We start from the raw sequence: 17,565 nt of genomic DNA on the forward strand, positions 1-17,565 counted from the left end.
ATTTATGTCAGCATGCAAAATTCCCCGAGGGTATGATCCCAAATATGGTATCATGGATACCGAAAGAGCTATTAAGCGTATCAAAGACTTCTTTGAAACGGAGCTATCCAAGGCACTGAACCTCTCCCGTATCTCTGCCCCTTTGTTTGTCAAGAATACCACAGGACTTAACGATAACCTCAATGGGGTAGAACGCCCTGTTTCTTTCCAAATGAAAGAGGCACCAGAGGATACTATAGAGATAGTACATTCTTTGGCTAAGTGGAAACGCTTGGCACTCAAGCGCTATGCAATCGGTGTAGGGGAAGGCATCTATACCGATATGAATGCAATCCGCCGAGATGAGACCTTGGACAACACCCATTCTATCTATGTGGATCAGTGGGATTGGGAAAAAATCATTACGAAGGAACAACGTACGTTAGCCTATTTGGAGGAAACTGTAAGGAAGATATACAAGGTGTTTTTGGCCACAGAGGCGGTCATCACCCTAGAATATCCGCTACTGACGCCTTTTTTGCCTAAGGAAATCACTTTTATCACCTCCCAAGAGCTGGAACATAAATATCCGAACTTATCTGCGAGCCAGCGCGAACAACATTTTGCTAAGGAGAAAGGGGCTATTTTCATTATGCAGATAGGTGATGCACTTCTCTCTGGTGAAAAACACGATGGTCGTGCCCCTGATTATGATGATTGGCAGCTCAATGGAGACCTTATTCTTTGGAATCCAGTCTTGGACAGCGCTTTGGAACTCTCCTCCATGGGCATCCGTGTAGATGAAGTCTCTCTTATGCAGCAGCTCAAGAAGGCCAACTTAGAAGAGCGCAAGCACTTGGACTACCATCAGATGCTCCTACAGGGCGACCTGCCTCTTACCATAGGTGGAGGGATTGGTCAGTCTCGTATCTGTATGTTTTTCCTCCAGAAAGCACATATAGGGGAGGTACAAGCCTCTATCTGGACGGAGGAAATACTCGCCTTATGCGAACAACATCATATCAACTTGTTATAAGCTATTGCCTATGAAGACTTTCGGACTTGTCCTCTCAGGGGGGGTGTACGTGCCTTAGCACATGCAGGTATGCTCAAGGCCTTGGACGAACACCATCTTCGCCCTGCAGCGATCTCAGGCACCAGTGGAGGGGCTTTGGTGGGAGCACTCTATGCTTCTGGGAAGACCCCAGAACAGCTCTTAGACTTCTTCAAGCAAACCCCGCTGTTTAAGTTTTCCATGCTTTCCCTTGGGAAAATGGGGCTTATAAATAGCAACAAGTACCCGGCTTTGTTCGAGAAAAATCTCTCTTGTACAACTTTTGAAGAACTCTCCATTCCCCTATATGTGGCTGCTACCGATCTGCTCAGTGGGAAGATAACGTATTTTTCTAAAGGAGACTTAATCGCTCCTATGGTAGCTTCTTCGGCACTACCGCCTTATTTTTCCCCTATAAAAATAGGGGAGGGGGTCTATTGTGATGGTGGCTTGCTGAACAATTTTCCTATAGAACCTCTCAGAGGAAAGTGCGATGTACTCATAGGTAGTTTTATAAATCCACTGGAATCGGTAGAAGAAAAAGACCTGAGCAATCCGATTAAGTTCTTCCAGCGCATCTACAATGTGATTATGGACGGTTCCTATGAGAAGAAGTTTAAGAAATGTGATTTTGTCTTCCTACAAGAATTGAGTAATATAGGTGTCTTGGATACCAAACAGATAGATGCGGCCTTCGAATATGGCTACCAGCAAGCACTTACTATGATGACAACTTTGAAAAACTGTATAGCTAATTAAAAGAAAAATTGTATCTTTGCAGATGCTAAATATATTTTTGTCAAATCACTTAAAAATCAATGAATCCCGTATATATCACCAAAGCAAGCAAATATCTTCCTAATACCCCTATTGATAATGATCAGATGGAGGCGTTTTTAGGGGAGATTAATGAAACGGCCTCTAAGGCAAAGCGTATTGTATTGAGAAACAATGGAATAACCACGCGTTACTATGCACTTGATACACAAGGCAATCCTACTCATACCAATGCCGACCTTACTTGCTTGGCGATAAAGGGGCTACTGGATACACACTTCAAGGCAGCGGATATACAAGTACTCTCTTGTGGTACCTCTACACCCGATTGCCTATTGCCCTCGCATGCAGCTATGGTGCATGGCCTGCTGAAAGGCAGTGGAGCTGTAGAGCTAAACTCCTCCGCAGGAGTCTGCAACTCAGGTATGAATGCCCTAAAGTTTGCCTATCTTTCCGTAAAGTCAGGCAATAGTACCAATGCTGTTTGTACAGGCTCCGAGCGAGTTTCCTCTTGGCTTAGAGCCAATAAGTACGAAAATGAAATACAATCGCTCACCCTTTTGCAGGAGCAGCCTATTTTGGCTTTCAAGAAAGATTTCTTGCGATTTATGCTCTCCGATGGGGCAGGAGCCTTGCGCTTGGAGTCCAAACCACATCCCACAGATCGCTCCTTACAAATACTTTGGATGGAAGCACATTCGTATGCTCACCAGCTGGAGGCTTGTATGTATGCAGGGTGTGAGAAACAATCCGATGGTTCTCTTAAGGCTTGGAGTGATTATAGCCCAGCGCAGTGGTTGGAGCAATCTATCTTTTCCATTAAGCAAGATGTAAAGCTTCTCAATGAGAATATATTGGTAAAAGGGGCGGAGAGTATGCAGACCGCACTCAACAAACATGCCCTTTCTCCCGATGAGATTACCTATTTCCTCCCTCATATCTCTTCCCTTTATTTCAAAGACCGCTTATATGAAGAGCTTAAGAAGGTCGGGATAGATATTCCCTTGGAACGCTGGTTTTTGAACCTTCCCCAAGTAGGTAATGTAGGGAGCGCTTCCCCTTATTTGATGCTGGAGGAACTGTTCAACTCGCAAAAGCTCCAAAAGGGAGATACCCTACTGCTTTCGGTACCAGAGAGTGGTCGTTTCTCTTATAGTTATGCCCTGCTAAAAGTCGTATAATATGAACTCGATGTACCGTATCTACCCAGAAAAACGTTATAGGAAAACCTTGGCTATCTTACAGCGCTTTACCCCTAAGGGAACCTCCATACTGGACTTAGGAGTACGCAATCCCTTCTCTGAGGTCATGGAAAAAGAAGGCTATGTGGTGAGCAACACAGAAGGAGAGGATTTAGACCTCCATCCAGAGACACTAAAGGACTACCAAGGGGAAATGGTAACCGCTTTGGAGATACTAGAGCACTTGGTCAATCCATTTGGGGTACTACAACAGCTTCCTGCAAAAAAGCTCCTCATTACAGTACCTCTGCGCCTATGGTTTGCCAAGGCCTACCGCAATGACAAAGACCCGCGAGATTGTCATTACCATGAGTTTGAAGACTGGCAATTGGATATGCTCTTAAAGAAAGCAGGCTGGCAAATCCAATATCGTGAAAAATGGACACACCCCGTAGGCAAGTTAGGCTTTCGCCCTTTGCTTCGGTACTTTGTCCCCAGATATTATGCGGTATACGCACAGCGAATGACCAATGATTAGTGACAAAAATAGGATTAGTCATTAGTCGTTAGTCACTATATAGGTTTGTTTTTTGAGGAAAAAGCTGTATTTTTGCACCAAATTTTGTAACCAATTATAACATATAGAACATGTGTGGAATTGTAGGATATATAGGAAATAAAGAAGCGTATCCCATTATCATCAATGGGCTGAAACGCTTGGAATACAGAGGCTATGACAGTGCAGGCTTTATTGTCAATGCTGAAAAATTTGTCAGTGAAAAGACCAAAGGAAAGGTCTCTGACCTAGAAGCAAAAGCCGCTAAAGATACCATTCCTACTGCTACTTTCGGTATGGGGCATACCCGTTGGGCAACTCATGGGGTGCCCAGTGATAGGAACTCACACCCACATTTGTCCAATTCAGGCAATTTGGCCATAGTGCATAATGGAATCATTGAGAACTATCAATCGATTAAGCAACGCCTTTTACAAGAAGGCTATGTATTTCATTCTGATACTGATACAGAGGTACTTATTAATTTCATAGAATACATCAAGAACAAGAAGCAACTCCCCTTAGAAGAGGCTGTACGCTATGCCCTTAATGAAGTAGTGGGTGCCTATGCTATTGCGGTGATGGAGGAAGCCAATCCATCCAAAATGGTAGTAGCACGCTTGGGAAGTCCTTTGGTGATAGGTATAGGAGAGAATGAGTTCTATATTGCTTCCGATGCATCTCCTTTTATAGAATATACCAAGAACGCCCTCTATCTTGAAGATGGGGAAATGGCAACCATTGAGCTTAATAAGGACTTACAGGTACGTAAGATATACAACAACGAAGAGGTGGATCCTACCATACAAGAGTTGAAACTCAGTATAGATGCAATAGAAAAGGGTGGTTATGAGCATTTTATGCTTAAAGAAATCTTCGAGCAACCTGACTCTATTCAGGATACCATGCGTGGTCGTCTGTTAGAGGATGGGACTACCAAAATATCAGGAATCAACAACAACCTCAAGCAATTCCTTAGTGCTGATCGTATTATCATTGCCGCTTGTGGTACCTCTTGGCATGCGGGCTTGGTAGGGGAGTACCTTTTTGAGGAACTTACCCGTATTCCAGTAGAGGTGGAATATGCCTCTGAGTTCCGCTATCGCAATCCTGTAATCAACTCCTCGGATATAGTGATGGCCATTTCCCAATCAGGAGAAACAGCCGATACGTTAGCTGCCCTAAAATTGGCCAAGGAGCGTGGTGCTTTCATCTATGGGATATGCAACGTGGTAGGCTCTTCCATAGCACGCCTTACAGACTCTGGTACTTATACCCATGCGGGACCAGAGATAGGGGTGGCTTCTACCAAGGCTTTCACTACCCAGCTTACCGTACTGACACTCTTGGCTTTGCACCTAGGTCATAAGAAAGGGACTATAGATCACGATACTTATAAGAGACTTTGTAAAGAACTGGCTCATATTCCTGATTTGGTAGCCAAGACCTTAGAGATGAACAAAGATAAGGTTATAGAGATAGCACGTGCTTATAAGGATGTTTCTAATTGTATTTACTTAGGTCGTGGATATAACTATCCTGTAGCCTTAGAAGGTGCTTTAAAGCTCAAAGAAATCTCCTATATACATGCCGAAGGCTATCCAGCAGCTGAGATGAAGCATGGCCCTATCGCCCTGATAGATGAGAATATGCCAGTGGTTTTCTTGGCTCCTTCTAGAGGGCATTATGAAAAAGTGGTTTCCAATGCACAGGAGATAAAGGCTCGCAAAGGGAAAATCATAGCGGTAGTAACCGAGCATGATACCCAGATGAGTGCTTTGGCCGACCATGTTTTAGAAATCCCAGAAGTAGAAGAGTTATTCTCTCCAATCCTGAGTGTGATTCCGTTACAATTACTCTCCTACTATATCGCCACTATGCGTGGTTGTAACGTAGATCAGCCGCGAAATTTGGCTAAATCAGTAACCGTGGAATAATACTTTTGATGATATACAGCAGCATTGCCAAGGGGAAATCTCTTGGCAATGTTTTGTTTTTCAGTAAGTTGTAAGAAATAAAATAAAAAAATCATTTTTGTTTTGGTAATTAAAAAAAAGGTTGTACCTTTGCACCTGTAAATCGCGGGATAGAGCAGTAGGTAGCTCGTCGGGCTCATAACCCGAAGGTCACTGGTTCGAGTCCAGTTCCCGCTACGAGAATTAATACATGGAAAAGAGTGATTGCACTAGCCAATCACTCTTTTTTTATGCACAAAATGTACTAGATACTCGCTACTGAATAGCAATTTGCTATTCCAAACTTATTTTCTAAAGAGTTGTATATAGTAAGAATAAGTTAAAATATCTCCTACTATAATTGTTGAAAAAGAGAGAATCATGTCATTTTCTTTGTTAATAAAAAAAATTATGTAACTATAAAAAAAGTGCTGTTTTTTTTTGTGGTTTTCTCAAAATAGAATATCTTTGCACGAATAAAAAGACAGCCACATAAGTCGTTTGATAGGAAAATAGACTCTTTTTGAGCCTAAATAAGGGAAAGTGGCTTAAAAAAATCTTAGAAAATATATAATTTATATTACTATGAACACTTATGTATTAGTTTTAGAATTCCTTTTCCTTTTAGGAATGCTCTATGCAGGGAGCCGCTACGGAGGGATAGGACTGGGTGTAGTCTCAGGGATAGGGCTTGTGATAGAGGTTTTCGTTTTTAGAATGCCTCCAGCCTCTGCTCCTATTGAGGTGATGCTCATCATCTTGGCCGTGGTTACTTGCGCCTCTATCTTGGAGGCGGCAGGAGGGCTTAAGTTTATGCTGCAAGTGGCAGAGCGGATTTTAAGGAAAAATCCTAAACAAATCACTTTCCTTGGCCCTATTGCCACTTATATGCTTACCTTTATGTTGGGTACAGGGCATGCGGTGTATTCTATCATGCCAATTATCGGGGATATAGCTCTGAAGAACAAGATTCGCCCCGAACGGCCTATGGCGGCAGCTTCCGTTGCCTCTCAATTGGCCTTGACGGCCAGTCCTATCTCCGCTGTGGTAACGGTCTATTTGGGCAAAGAGCTCTTGGATCTCTTCCATATGCAGGGCGGTGCCAATCTTACCCTGGTGAACATTCTTTCAGTGACCTTCCCCGCTACTTTCTTGGGGATGCTGGCCATGTCACTCTACAGTCTTCGCCGAGGGAAAAACCTTGAAGACGACCCTGAGTACCAACGTCGTTTGCAAGATCCTACTTACCGCGATCAAATCCTCAATAGTACCAAAACAACACTCAACGATGTGATTCCTCAACATTCTAAGAATGCGGTATACATCTTCCTTTCTTCTATCGTAGTGATTGTTATATTGGCGCTTTATCCTGAGATTCGTACTTTTGATGTAGTCAAAGATGGTGTAGCCAAAGCTACAGCTGTGCCTATGGGAGTGATCATCCAAATGGTTATGCTCTGTTTCGGGGGGATAATTCTAACTACTTGTAAAACCCCTGTGAAATTGGTGCCTGAAGGCGTAGTCTTCAAGTCAGGAATGGTAGCTTGTGTGGCCATTTTTGGGATTGCTTGGATGAGTGATACATACTTCAGTTATGCCATGCCTTATTTCAAAGAAGGAATTACCTCCATGGTACAAGCCTATCCTTGGACATTCGTTTTTGCGCTCTTTGCTGTATCTGTAGTGATCAATAGCCAGGCGGCGACCGCTAAGATGATGCTTCCTGTAGCCATTACGATGGGACTTCCTGTGCCTCTACTAATAGGAATTATGCCAGCTACGTATGCTTACTTCTTTATCCCTAACTATCCTTCTGATATTGCAACGGTAAATTTTGACCCTACAGGAACTACCAAGATAGGGAAATATTACTTCAACCACAGCTTTATGGTACCAGGGCTTATTGCTGTATCAGTATCGTGCTTGGTAGGTATTGGTTTGGCTCAGATACTAATTCACTAAGAAAAGGTGTTTTTTATCCATTATATTTAATAAAAGAACAAAGGGGCTAACTCCCAAGAGTTAGCCTCCTTTTTGGCGGTTTATGGCCTTAAAAAAACTGCCTCAAGCCATAGGACTTGAGACAGTTTGATTAACAAATTAGCAAATTGACTTGTTGGCAATTATTGGATACTTGCTTTGAGGTATTCGCGGTTTAGGCGAGCGATGTTTTCCAAGGAAATACCCTTAGGACATTCTACTTCGCAAGCTCCTGTATTGGTACAGTTACCAAAGCCTTCGTGTTCCATTTGATTGACCATGTTAAGCACACGTTCTGTGGCTTCTACTCTACCTTGTGGTAGGAGGGCAAATTGGGATACTTTAGCCGCTACGAAGAGCATAGCAGAAGAGTTCTTACAAGTGGCCACACAAGCGCCACAGCCTATACAAGCGGCAGCGTCCATAGAGCGGTCAGCATCGCGCTTAGGAATAGGAATAGCGTTGGCATCTTGGGTATTACCAGAGGTATTGACAGAGATATAACCTCCTGCCTGTTGGATACGCTCAAAAGCGCTTCTATCCACCATAAGGTCTTTGATTACAGGGAAAGCAGTGGCACGCCAAGGCTCAATGGTAATGGTATCACCGTCCTTGAACATACGCATATGCAATTGGCAAGTGGTAATACCTCGGTCAGGACCGTGTGCTTCTCCGTTGATAAAGAGCGAACACATACCACAGATACCTTCGCGGCAATCGTGGTCAAAGGCTACAGGTTCTTCTCCTTTTTCTATGAGTTGTTCATTGAGAATATCTAACATTTCCAAGAAGGACATATGGTCAGAAATATTATTGACTTTATATTCTACCATTTGGCCTTTTGATTTGGCGTCTTTTTGTCGCCATATTTTGAGGGTAAGATTCATTGTTGACATATGACTACTATTTATAGCTACGTTGTTTAAGTTCAATATCTTTGAATTCGAGTTTTTCCTTGTGAAGGATTTCCTCGCTTGGGTTATAAGTATTGACAACCTCTTTAGGATCACCTGTGTATTGCCAAGCCGCTACATAAGCGTAATTCACGTCGTCACGGAGGGCTTCTCCTTCAGGAGTTTGGTACTCTTCGCGGAAGTGGCCACCACAAGACTCATTGCGTTCGAGAGCGTCTTTGGCGAATAGTTCTCCAAGCTCTAAGAAGTCAGCCACACGGTTGGCTTTTTCAAGCTCTACGTTCATACCAGTGAGTTCTCCAGGTACTTTTACATCGCGCCAGAACTCTTCACGGATTTCGCGTATTTCCTTGATCGCTTGTTTAAGACCTTCTGCATTACGTGCCATACCTACTTTGTCCCACATCACCTTACCGAGCTTCTTGTGGAAGTAATCTACAGAGTGGGTTCCTTTGTTGTTGATAAAGTGAGCTAAGCGTTCTTTCACTACTCTCTCAGCTTCGTCAAACTCAGGGGTATTGGTAGGGATTTTACCTGTACGAATATCAGCAGAGAGGTAATCACCTATGGTGTAAGGCAATACGAAGTATCCGTCGGCCAAGCCTTGCATAAGGGCAGAAGCTCCCAAGCGGTTAGCTCCGTGGTCGGAGAAGTTGGCTTCCCCGATGGCATAAAGGCCAGGTACAGTAGTCATTAGGTTATAATCCACCCAAATACCTCCCATGGTGTAGTGAGTAGCAGGGTAGATCATCATTGGGGTCTTGTAGGGGTTTTCCGCTACAATCTTTTCATACATTTGGAAGAGGTTACCATACTTAGCGGCAACGATCTGTTCTCCGCGTTTGGTTACTTCTTCTTTGGTAGGTTCTACCCCGTGGATCTTACATTGTTCTTTACCATAACGCTCAATAGCAGAGGCAAAGTCGAGGTATACAGCCTCACCTGTTTCATTTACTCCGTAACCCGCATCGCAACGTTCTTTAGCAGCACGAGAGGCCACATCACGAGGCACCAAGTTACCGAAGGCAGGGTAGCGGCGTTCCAAGTAGTAATCGCGGTCTTCTTCAGGTATTTCGGTAGGTTTTTTGCGTTTTTCGCGGATAGCTATTGCATCCTCCATTTTCTTAGGTACCCAGATACGTCCGTCGTTACGCAAGGACTCGGACATCAAGGTTAGTTTGGATTGATAGTCTCCAGAACGAGGAATACAAGTAGGGTGAATCTGAGTAAAGCAAGGGTTAGCGAAGAAAGCACCTTTTTTATGCACTTTCCAAGCAGCAGAGGCATTACAGCCCATGGCATTGGTAGAAAGGAAATATACGTTACCATAACCTCCAGAGGCGATAACCACAGCGTGAGCCGAGTGGCGTTCGATTTCTCCAGTTACAAGGTTACGAGCGATGATTCCACGAGCCTTGCCATCTACGATTACCACGTCCATCATCTCATGACGGTTGTACATATCTATCTTACCACGAGCGATTTGTCGGTTCATGGCGGCATAAGCACCCAAGAGGAGCTGTTGTCCTGTTTGTCCTTTGGCATAGAAAGTACGAGATACGAGCACCCCACCGAAAGAACGGTTGTCCAAGAGTCCACCATAATCACGTGCGAAAGGTACTCCTTGTGCTACACACTGGTCTATGATATTTCCAGAGACTTCAGCCAAGCGGTATACGTTGGCTTCACGGGCGCGGTAGTCCCCTCCTTTTACAGTGTCGTAGAAGAGGCGATAGGTAGAGTCACCATCTCCCATATAGTTTTTGGCGGCATTGATCCCCCCTTGAGCAGCGATAGAGTGCGCACGACGAGGAGAGTCTTGGTAAGCAAAAGCCTTTACATTGTACCCAAGCTCGGCAAGGGTAGCAGCGGCAGAGCCTCCTGCCAGTCCTGTTCCTACCACAATAATGTCAATATTACGTTTGTTGGCAGGGTTTACAAGGTTGATATGGTCTTTATATTTTGTCCATTTGTCCGCAATTGGTCCATCTGGTATTTTAGAATCTAATGTACTCATGGTATTAAGCTGTTAAATGTTTTACAAAATGGAAAAGAGCTACGAAGATAAAGCCTCCACAGATAACGTAGGAGTACCAATTGCCTAAGCAGCTGATAAATTTCTTGCGTTTGTCATCTTTCCAGCCCATGGATTGGAAAGCGGATTGGAATCCGTGAAGTAGGTGCAAGCACAAGAATACGAAGGCCAATACATAAAGAGCCACTCGCCAAAAATCATGGAACTTCTCTACTAATTCGGGGTAATAACGATTAGGATCCTCAGGAAGCCCTTCTATGTACTTGTAATTCATCTCTCCTACCCAAAAGTCATACAAGTGAAGCCCTAAAAAGAGCAGAATCACGATCCCTGTAATGGGCATGTTGCGGGACATCCAAGAGGAGTTGGCCGCACCATTATAACTGTAATAAGGTTCGTTGCCTCGTGCTCTCTTGTTCTGTAGCTCCAAAACGAAGCCCATCACAAAGTGAAACACAACCCCTGCCAATAGTACAGGTTGCATGGCAAACTGGATCAAGGGATTAGTACCCATGAAGTGGGAGAGCATGTTGAAAGTGCTCGGACTTAACACTGACATGAAGTTTACTGCCAAGTGTATTACTAAGAAAATGATGAGAAAAAATGCCGAGAGAGCCATCGCCACTTTTCTCGCTACGGAAGTTTTAAATATTTGCATATCCTTAAAAAATAAGTTCCTAAAAATGATAGTATTAGCTGAAATACTTTAGTGCCACAAAGATACAATAATTTGATTTTTTTCACAACTAAAAGTAGAAAAATATTGTAATTTATAGTTAGTTTAAATTAGGTAAAAGTGAATAGTGAATAATGAAAAGTGAATAGTGAAAAACATGTGGTGAGCAACTTTTCACTTTTCACACTTCACTATTCGCTCAAAAAGTCGTACTTTTGCCCCTGCGCTAAACATAGTAGCTATTTACGCAAATGTTGGAGACCTCCCCCTACCCCCTCAGAGAGGGGGAATAAGGGCGTTAAAAATTAGAATATATGTTATAAAAGACAGATATTCAGGCTTATACAAGGGATTTAAGAGATTTTAATGTATTTATTCCCCCTTTGGAGGGGAAAGCCAGCGAGTGCTCACAGCTGGGTATGTGAGGGGAGGTTTTGGGAACCAAATTTGTGTAGATATTTGCGCTAAACCTTTAGGGTAAAAGACACAAAAAATGAGTAAAGAACAACTGCTTTCCTCCTTCTTAGGAGGAAAACCTTATCAACAATTGTTACAATATATTAAGGCAAAAACACCCTGCTATGTAAGGGAGCTTGTAGGCTCGGCTAAGGGCTTTGTCCTCTCTGATATTTTTAAGCAGATAGGGCGTACGCTGCTTTTCGTGGGTGATGACAAGGAGCAGGCGGCTTATTTGCTCAATGACTTGGAATTGCTCTTGGGGCAGGAGCAGGTGCTTTTCTTCCCCAGTAGCTACCGCCGTCCTTACCAAACAGAGGAGACGGACAATGCCAATGTGCTGCTCAGAGCGGAGGTGCTCTCTCGCCTTGAGCAGGGAGTAAAGGTGGTGGTCTCCTATAGCGAAGCGCTTTTTGAAAAGGTGCTCACCCGCCAGCAGTTGGACAAGAATACCCTCTCGCTCAAGCGGGGCGAACATCTTTCTTTGGATACGCTCAACGAAACCCTCTTTGAGTACCAATTCCAAAGGGTGGATTTTGTAAGTGAGCCAGGGGAGTTCTCCGTACGTGGGGGGATAGTGGATGTCTTTTCTTTCTCTAATGACACACCCTACCGTATTGAGTTTTTCTCCGATACTATTGAGAGCATCCGTACCTTTGATGTGGAAAGCCAACTCTCTCTGCTTCAGGTGCCTTCAGTGGTGATTATTCCTAATATAGAAAACAAATTGGCAGGGGAACAGCGTACTTCCTTTCTTTCACTCTTGCCTGAAGATACAGTTATTTTTGCTCAAGACTTTGAACTCTTTGCCTCTAAGTGGGAGCGTATGTACCAGAAAGCACAGGAGGCCTTCGAGTCTCTTAAGGGAGAGGTGGCTCACCTGCCCCCAGCAGCCCTTTTTGCTACCGCACAGGAGACTATAGAGGAGCTTGGTAGCCGTTATTTAGTAAAAATCAATCCCTATGCCCCCCAAGAAGAAGCGGGCGAAGGGGTAGATTTTTCACTGCGTCCTCAACCCTCGTTCAATAAGCGTTTTGAGCTACTCATCGAACACTTCAAGGAGAAATACCAAGAGGGGTATACCAACTATATTTGCTGTGTGAGTGCTCAGCAAGCACAGCGCTTCTTGGATATCTTTGAGGAGCTGCACCAAGAGGTGCCTTGTAGCCTGATTGAGTACTCCCTCTCCGAAGGTTTTTCAGATACATCGAGCAAAATTAACTGCTATACCGATCACCAGATATTGGAGCGTTATCATAAGTTCAATATCCGCAATGGTTATGCCAAGAAACAAGCCATCACCCTCAAGGAGTTACAGCAGCTTACCATAGGGGACTATGTCACTCATATTGACCATGGTATAGGCAAGTTTGCTGGTCTACAGAAAATAGATATAGATGGCAAACAGCAGGAGGCCATTAAGCTCATCTATGGGGACAGAGATGTGCTTTATGTAAGCATCCACTCCCTGCATAAGATTAGCAAATACAATGGCAAGGATGGGGCGCCCCCTAAGCTCTATAAGCTGGGCAGTGCAGCATGGAAAGCCCTCAAACAGAAGACCAAGGCGCGGGTCAAGCAAATCGCCTTCAACCTCATTCAGCTCTATGCCAAGCGCCGAGAGGCAGTGGGCTATGCCTTTGCCCCTGATTCCTTCTTGCAAAAGGAGCTGGAAGCCTCATTCATTTATGAAGATACTCCAGATCAGAGCAAGGCCACTCTTGAGGTAAAGCAGGATATGGAGAGTGCGCGCCCTATGGATAGGCTTGTCTGTGGCGATGTGGGCTTCGGAAAGACGGAAGTGGCTATCCGTGCCGCCTTCAAAGCAGTGGACAACAGCAAGCAGGTAGCTGTACTGGTGCCTACCACAATCTTGGCTTTTCAGCATTATCAGACTTTCTCCGAGCGCCTTAAGGGCTTGCCTGTGCGAGTGGAGTACCTTAACCGCTTTCGTACTGCCAAGGAGAAAAACCAAGTATTGGCCGACCTTGAGCAGGGCAAGGTAGATATTCTTATCGGTACCCACCAAATTGTCAATGAGAAGGTGAAATACAAGAACTTAGGCCTGCTCATCATAGACGAGGAACAGAAATTCGGTGTGGCAGTGAAGGACAAGCTCAAGACCCTGCGTGAGAATATAGATGTGCTGACCCTTACAGCAACCCCTATCCCGCGTACCTTGCAGTTTAGCCTAATGGCTGCACGTGATCTTTCGGTGATTACTACCCCGCCGCCTAACCGCTATCCTATTGAGAGCCAGATTATCACCTTCAACGAGGAGGTGATACGCGATGGTATCGCCTATGAGCTTCAGCGTGGCGGACAGGTGTTTTTCATTCATAACCGAGTGGAGAATATCAAGGAAGTCGCAGGTATGATCCAGCGCCTAGTACCCGATGCCCGTATTGGTATTGGCCATGGGCAGATGGATGGTAAGGACTTGGAGGAGGTGATGCTTGCCTTTATCAATGGGGATTACGACATCTTGGTCTCCACCACGATCATAGAGAGCGGATTGGATGTGCCTAATGCCAATACGATTTTTATCCACAATGCCCAGCACTTTGGTCTTTCCGACCTCCACCAGATGCGCGGTAGGGTAGGGCGTAGTAACAAGAAGGCTTTTTGCTACTTCATCACGCCTAACCTCTCGGAGCTACCGGAGGATTCCCGCAAACGTATGCAGGCCATCGCCCAGTTTACAGACCTCGGCAGCGGTATCCATATCGCTATGAAGGACTTGGAGATACGCGGGGCAGGGGACTTGCTCGGCGGCGAACAGAGTGGCTTTATCAATGATATTGGCTTTGATGCTTACCAGAAGATACTCCAAGAGGCCGTTACGGAGCTGAAAGAAAACGAGTTTGCTGACCTCTATACCGATACAAGCCATGAGCCTGTCTATCTGACCGATACGCAGATAGATAGTGATTTTGAGCTACTCTTCCCTGATAACTATATCAACAATATCACCGAACGCCTGAACCTATACAATGAGCTGAGCCAACTGAAGAATGAGACAGAACTTGCCCAGTATGAGTACCGCTTAACTGACCGTTTTGGCCCCTTACCCCCTCAGGCCAAAGACCTACTCAACTCGGTTCGTATCAAGTGGTTAGCTACCCAGATGGGTATAGAACGCTTAGTGATGAAGCAGGGTAAAATGCTTGGTTACTTCATTGCAGACCAGCAAAGCAAATTTTACCAAAGTGGTACTTTCCAGCGCGTACTAGATTTTGTCCAGCGTAACTCGGACAAGTGTCGCCTTACGGAAAAGGAGACCCGCAACGGACTGAGACTCATCATCACCTTTGACCAAATCACCACCATAGATAAGGCACTGAGAATCATCAGCAAGTTTTAGAAATGAAAGGTAAAGCCAGCGAATACTTGGAGCTGGGTATGTGGATGAAGATTGAAAAAAGAGTTATAGGAATCAAGGGCTTAAGTCGGCTTAAGCCCTTGATTTTTATAACCCTTGATGTTTTTCTTAAATACTTAACACCATTTTTTATTGTATAAATTCTTACTTCTCATTCCTCTTTTCCTTGACTTTGCCCCTTGCATTTTTGTAATTTTGCACTCTGTTCGGTTATCAGTATTCAGCGATCAGAAGTCAGTTGTCAGACGCTACAGCTGACTTTGTGCGAGTTTTCGTTATATAGAACTCATGTTAATGGATGAGACACTTTGTAAGACGCAATTCATGGCATCTTGTAAAATTGTACGAATTACATACTCGCTTATGCGACTTTACTTTTCACTATTCACTTTTCGTTTTTCACTATTCACTTAACTTATGGAAGAGGCCTTAGAAATTCTTTGGACATACGCTCGTCGTGAGCCTTTAGATAACAATGGAGAGACCATAGTCCCTACCGTTAATAATAGTATTGCCGCTATCCGTATCATTATGCGTTTGGAAGGATGGGCGATGGGAAGTGAAAAGAGAAAAGTTAATAGTGAAAAGCGGGCAACGCATAATAAGCCAGCACGCGGTTGTAGGGGCGAATGGCAATTCGCCCAATCACAAAATGCCCAATCACAAAATACCCAATCAAAATTCGCCCAATACAACACGGATAATAACACGAACAATCATAATCCCAACATGGGCGAATTGCTCACATACTCCGCTCTCGCGGACTTTGCCCCTACACCTGCCCAACACCAATATCCCCTACCCAATACAGCTTACAACAATTACCCCTCCGAAGCCTTCGCCTGCTTAGTAGCCCCCTCGCCTTCGGAGAGGGGGTTGGGGGAGAGGAACTCCACTGCTGGCGCGAGCTTGCAGCTCGTGCCACAGGAAAACCTCCTCTCCTTCACCCGCCATACACTCCCTGCTTTTGCTCCCGCCCCTTTCCATATCGCTTATTACGAGGTGCTGACACGCTTTGCCATGGGAGAAATCAAAAAACTGATGATTACCATGCCGCCCCAACATGGCAAGAGCGAAGGCGCCACTCGCCGCCTACCTGCTTTTGTCTTAGGACAAGACCCTGACAAGCGCATTGCTATTGTCTCTTACAATGCTATCAAAGCACGCAAATTTAATAGGGAATTGCAACGTATCATGGACGATGACCGCTATTACGAACTGTTTCCACAAACGCTCCTTGCTGGTCAGGCAAGCTACCAAGAACAAGGCCGACGCAGTCGCAACTACGCCCGCAACTCCGATGAGTGCGAAATTGTAGGCTACCAAGGTAGCTTTAAGACGATTGGTGTAGGAGGTTCCTTAACTGGCGAACCTGTGGATATGCTGATTATGGACGACTTATACAAAGATGCTTCATCTGCTTGGTCACCTGTCATCAGACAGAATGTGGCCGACTGGTACGATACAGTAGCCTCTACCCGCTTACATAACGATAGCCAGCAGCTGTTGGTCTTTACTCGTTGGCACATGGAGGACTTGGCTGGGCGCTTGCTCGAACAAGAGGGCGTATATGACCCTATTGAAAACCCGCAAGGTTGGCTACTCGTTAGTTTTCCTGCTATACAGAACAGGCCGCCAAGCGAGCAAGACCCCAGAGCAGAAGGTGAACCTTTATGGCCTGAACGACATAGCCTAAGTAAGTTACTCGAAATCAAAGGTCGCTCCCCAACTGTCTTTGAGAGTCTATACCAACAAAATCCGCAACCTTCGCAAGGGTTGATGTACGAAGAGTTCAGCTGTTATACCGACTTGCCTTCTCGTTCCTACTCGGTAGCATATATAGATGCAGCCGATAGTGGGGCGGATTACCTATGTGCTTTATTTTATAAAGAGGCAGAGGACGGCAACTATATCACCGATGTACTCTACACCAAAGACCCTATGGAGGTTACGGAAACCACTTTGACCTATATGCTCCAGCAACACCAAGTGGAGCGCTGTCATATTGAGAGCAACAACGGCGGAAATTTGTTTGTCAGCAACCTACAACAACGTTCGTGGGACACAGGCAACCGACTGACGCGCTTTAATCCGTTTCACCAGAATCAGAATAAGACCGCAAGGATTTTTGCCGCTTCCGCCTCGGTACAAAAGCTGATTAAAATGCCTTTGGACTGGAAAAAGCGTTTCCCTAAGTTTGCTCGCGACCTGACGGGTTACCTCCGCGTAGGTACTAACGCCCATGACGATGCGCCTGATGCGCTCACTGGCTCCATAGAATGCCGCCAACCTCCCAAGAGAGTCAGTGTGGCGGAGATGTTTGGAGTAAGGTAATGATTAATGTTTAATGATTAATGATTAATGACTAACGACAAGTGACTAATCCTATTGTACTTGTCACTAATTAGGTGTTCTTTGCTAACTTTCTAAGACGCAATAAATTGCGTCTCTACACATGCGCAGGCTAAGACAACTCCTGATGAGCGTAGTCTCCCGTAGAGACGCAATTTATTGCGTCTTAATGAATTGGAATAAACAATCTATCACTATTGGCATTAACCATTAATCATTGTTGGCATTAATTATTAAATTTCGTATTTTTGCACCTAAAATATCAGAA

10 protein-coding genes, 1 tRNA gene and 1 pseudogene are annotated in these 17,565 nt (G+C 44.7%); 9 read left to right on the forward strand and 3 right to left on the reverse strand.

The genetic code is table 11. The features are described 5' to 3' along the window. Window positions 1-4: 4 nt before the first annotated feature. The 7 genes and pseudogenes from asnA (at window position 5) to HMPREF9331_RS06730 (ending at window position 7,464) form a co-directional block, all read left to right on the forward strand. On the forward strand, window positions 5-1,015 hold the full coding sequence (gene asnA, locus HMPREF9331_RS06700; protein WP_016420243.1) for an aspartate--ammonia ligase: 1,011 nt from the start codon (window positions 5-7) through the stop codon (window positions 1,013-1,015). Window positions 1,016-1,025: 10 nt separating this feature from the next. Then, window positions 1,026-1,792: pseudogene (locus HMPREF9331_RS06705) on the forward strand (patatin-like phospholipase family protein). A 59-nt stretch (window positions 1,793-1,851) separates the two neighbouring features. Next, on the forward strand, window positions 1,852-2,991 hold the full coding sequence (darB, locus tag HMPREF9331_RS06710; protein ID WP_016420245.1) for a dialkylresorcinol biosynthesis protein DarB: 1,140 nt from the start codon (window positions 1,852-1,854) through the stop codon (window positions 2,989-2,991). Window positions 2,992-3,001: 10 nt separating this feature from the next. After that, a complete protein-coding gene (locus HMPREF9331_RS06715; protein ID WP_040357197.1) occupies window positions 3,002-3,529 on the forward strand; it encodes a class I SAM-dependent methyltransferase in 528 nt (175 codons plus the stop codon). A gap of 110 nt (window positions 3,530-3,639) precedes the next feature. Then, the gene (gene glmS, locus HMPREF9331_RS06720) at window positions 3,640-5,484 is read left to right on the forward strand and encodes a glutamine--fructose-6-phosphate transaminase (isomerizing) (RefSeq protein ID WP_016420247.1); all 1,845 of its coding nucleotides are present in this window, start codon (window positions 3,640-3,642) and stop codon (window positions 5,482-5,484) included. 143 nt (window positions 5,485-5,627) lie between these two features. Next, window positions 5,628-5,700, forward strand: a tRNA-Met gene (locus tag HMPREF9331_RS06725). 387 nt (window positions 5,701-6,087) lie between these two features. Next, on the forward strand, window positions 6,088-7,464 hold the full coding sequence (locus HMPREF9331_RS06730) for an anaerobic C4-dicarboxylate transporter (RefSeq protein ID WP_009642236.1): 1,377 nt from the start codon (window positions 6,088-6,090) through the stop codon (window positions 7,462-7,464). 161 nt (window positions 7,465-7,625) lie between these two features. Here the strand turns inward: HMPREF9331_RS06730 and HMPREF9331_RS06735 are convergent, their stop codons facing one another. From HMPREF9331_RS06735 to HMPREF9331_RS06745, 3 genes are read right to left on the reverse strand one after another with little or no spacing between them, the layout of a single operon-like run. Next, on the reverse strand, window positions 7,626-8,378 hold the full coding sequence (locus HMPREF9331_RS06735; RefSeq protein ID WP_016420249.1) for a succinate dehydrogenase/fumarate reductase iron-sulfur subunit: 753 nt from the start codon (window positions 8,376-8,378) through the stop codon (window positions 7,626-7,628). A 7-nt stretch (window positions 8,379-8,385) separates the two neighbouring features. Next, window positions 8,386-10,413: a fumarate reductase/succinate dehydrogenase flavoprotein subunit gene (locus tag HMPREF9331_RS06740; RefSeq protein WP_016420250.1), complete on the reverse strand. Its 2,028-nt coding sequence runs from the start codon at window positions 10,411-10,413 to the stop codon at window positions 8,386-8,388. 4 nt (window positions 10,414-10,417) lie between these two features. Then, on the reverse strand, window positions 10,418-11,089 hold the full coding sequence (locus HMPREF9331_RS06745; RefSeq protein WP_016420251.1) for a succinate dehydrogenase cytochrome b subunit: 672 nt from the start codon (window positions 11,087-11,089) through the stop codon (window positions 10,418-10,420). 511 nt (window positions 11,090-11,600) lie between these two features. Here HMPREF9331_RS06745 and mfd point away from each other — a divergent pair. Together mfd and terL are read left to right on the forward strand one after the other, a co-directional pair. Beyond that, window positions 11,601-14,927, forward strand: a complete 3,327-nt coding sequence (gene mfd, locus HMPREF9331_RS06750; RefSeq protein ID WP_016420252.1) for a transcription-repair coupling factor — start codon at window positions 11,601-11,603, stop codon at window positions 14,925-14,927. 435 nt (window positions 14,928-15,362) lie between these two features. After that, on the forward strand, window positions 15,363-17,279 hold the full coding sequence (gene terL, locus HMPREF9331_RS06755; protein WP_016420253.1) for a phage terminase large subunit: 1,917 nt from the start codon (window positions 15,363-15,365) through the stop codon (window positions 17,277-17,279). The last annotated feature ends 286 nt before the right edge of the window (window positions 17,280-17,565 follow it).

The sequence above is a fragment of the Capnocytophaga granulosa ATCC 51502 genome, assembly GCF_000411115.1.
In the GTDB taxonomy this organism is placed as follows: domain Bacteria; phylum Bacteroidota; class Bacteroidia; order Flavobacteriales; family Flavobacteriaceae; genus Capnocytophaga; species Capnocytophaga granulosa.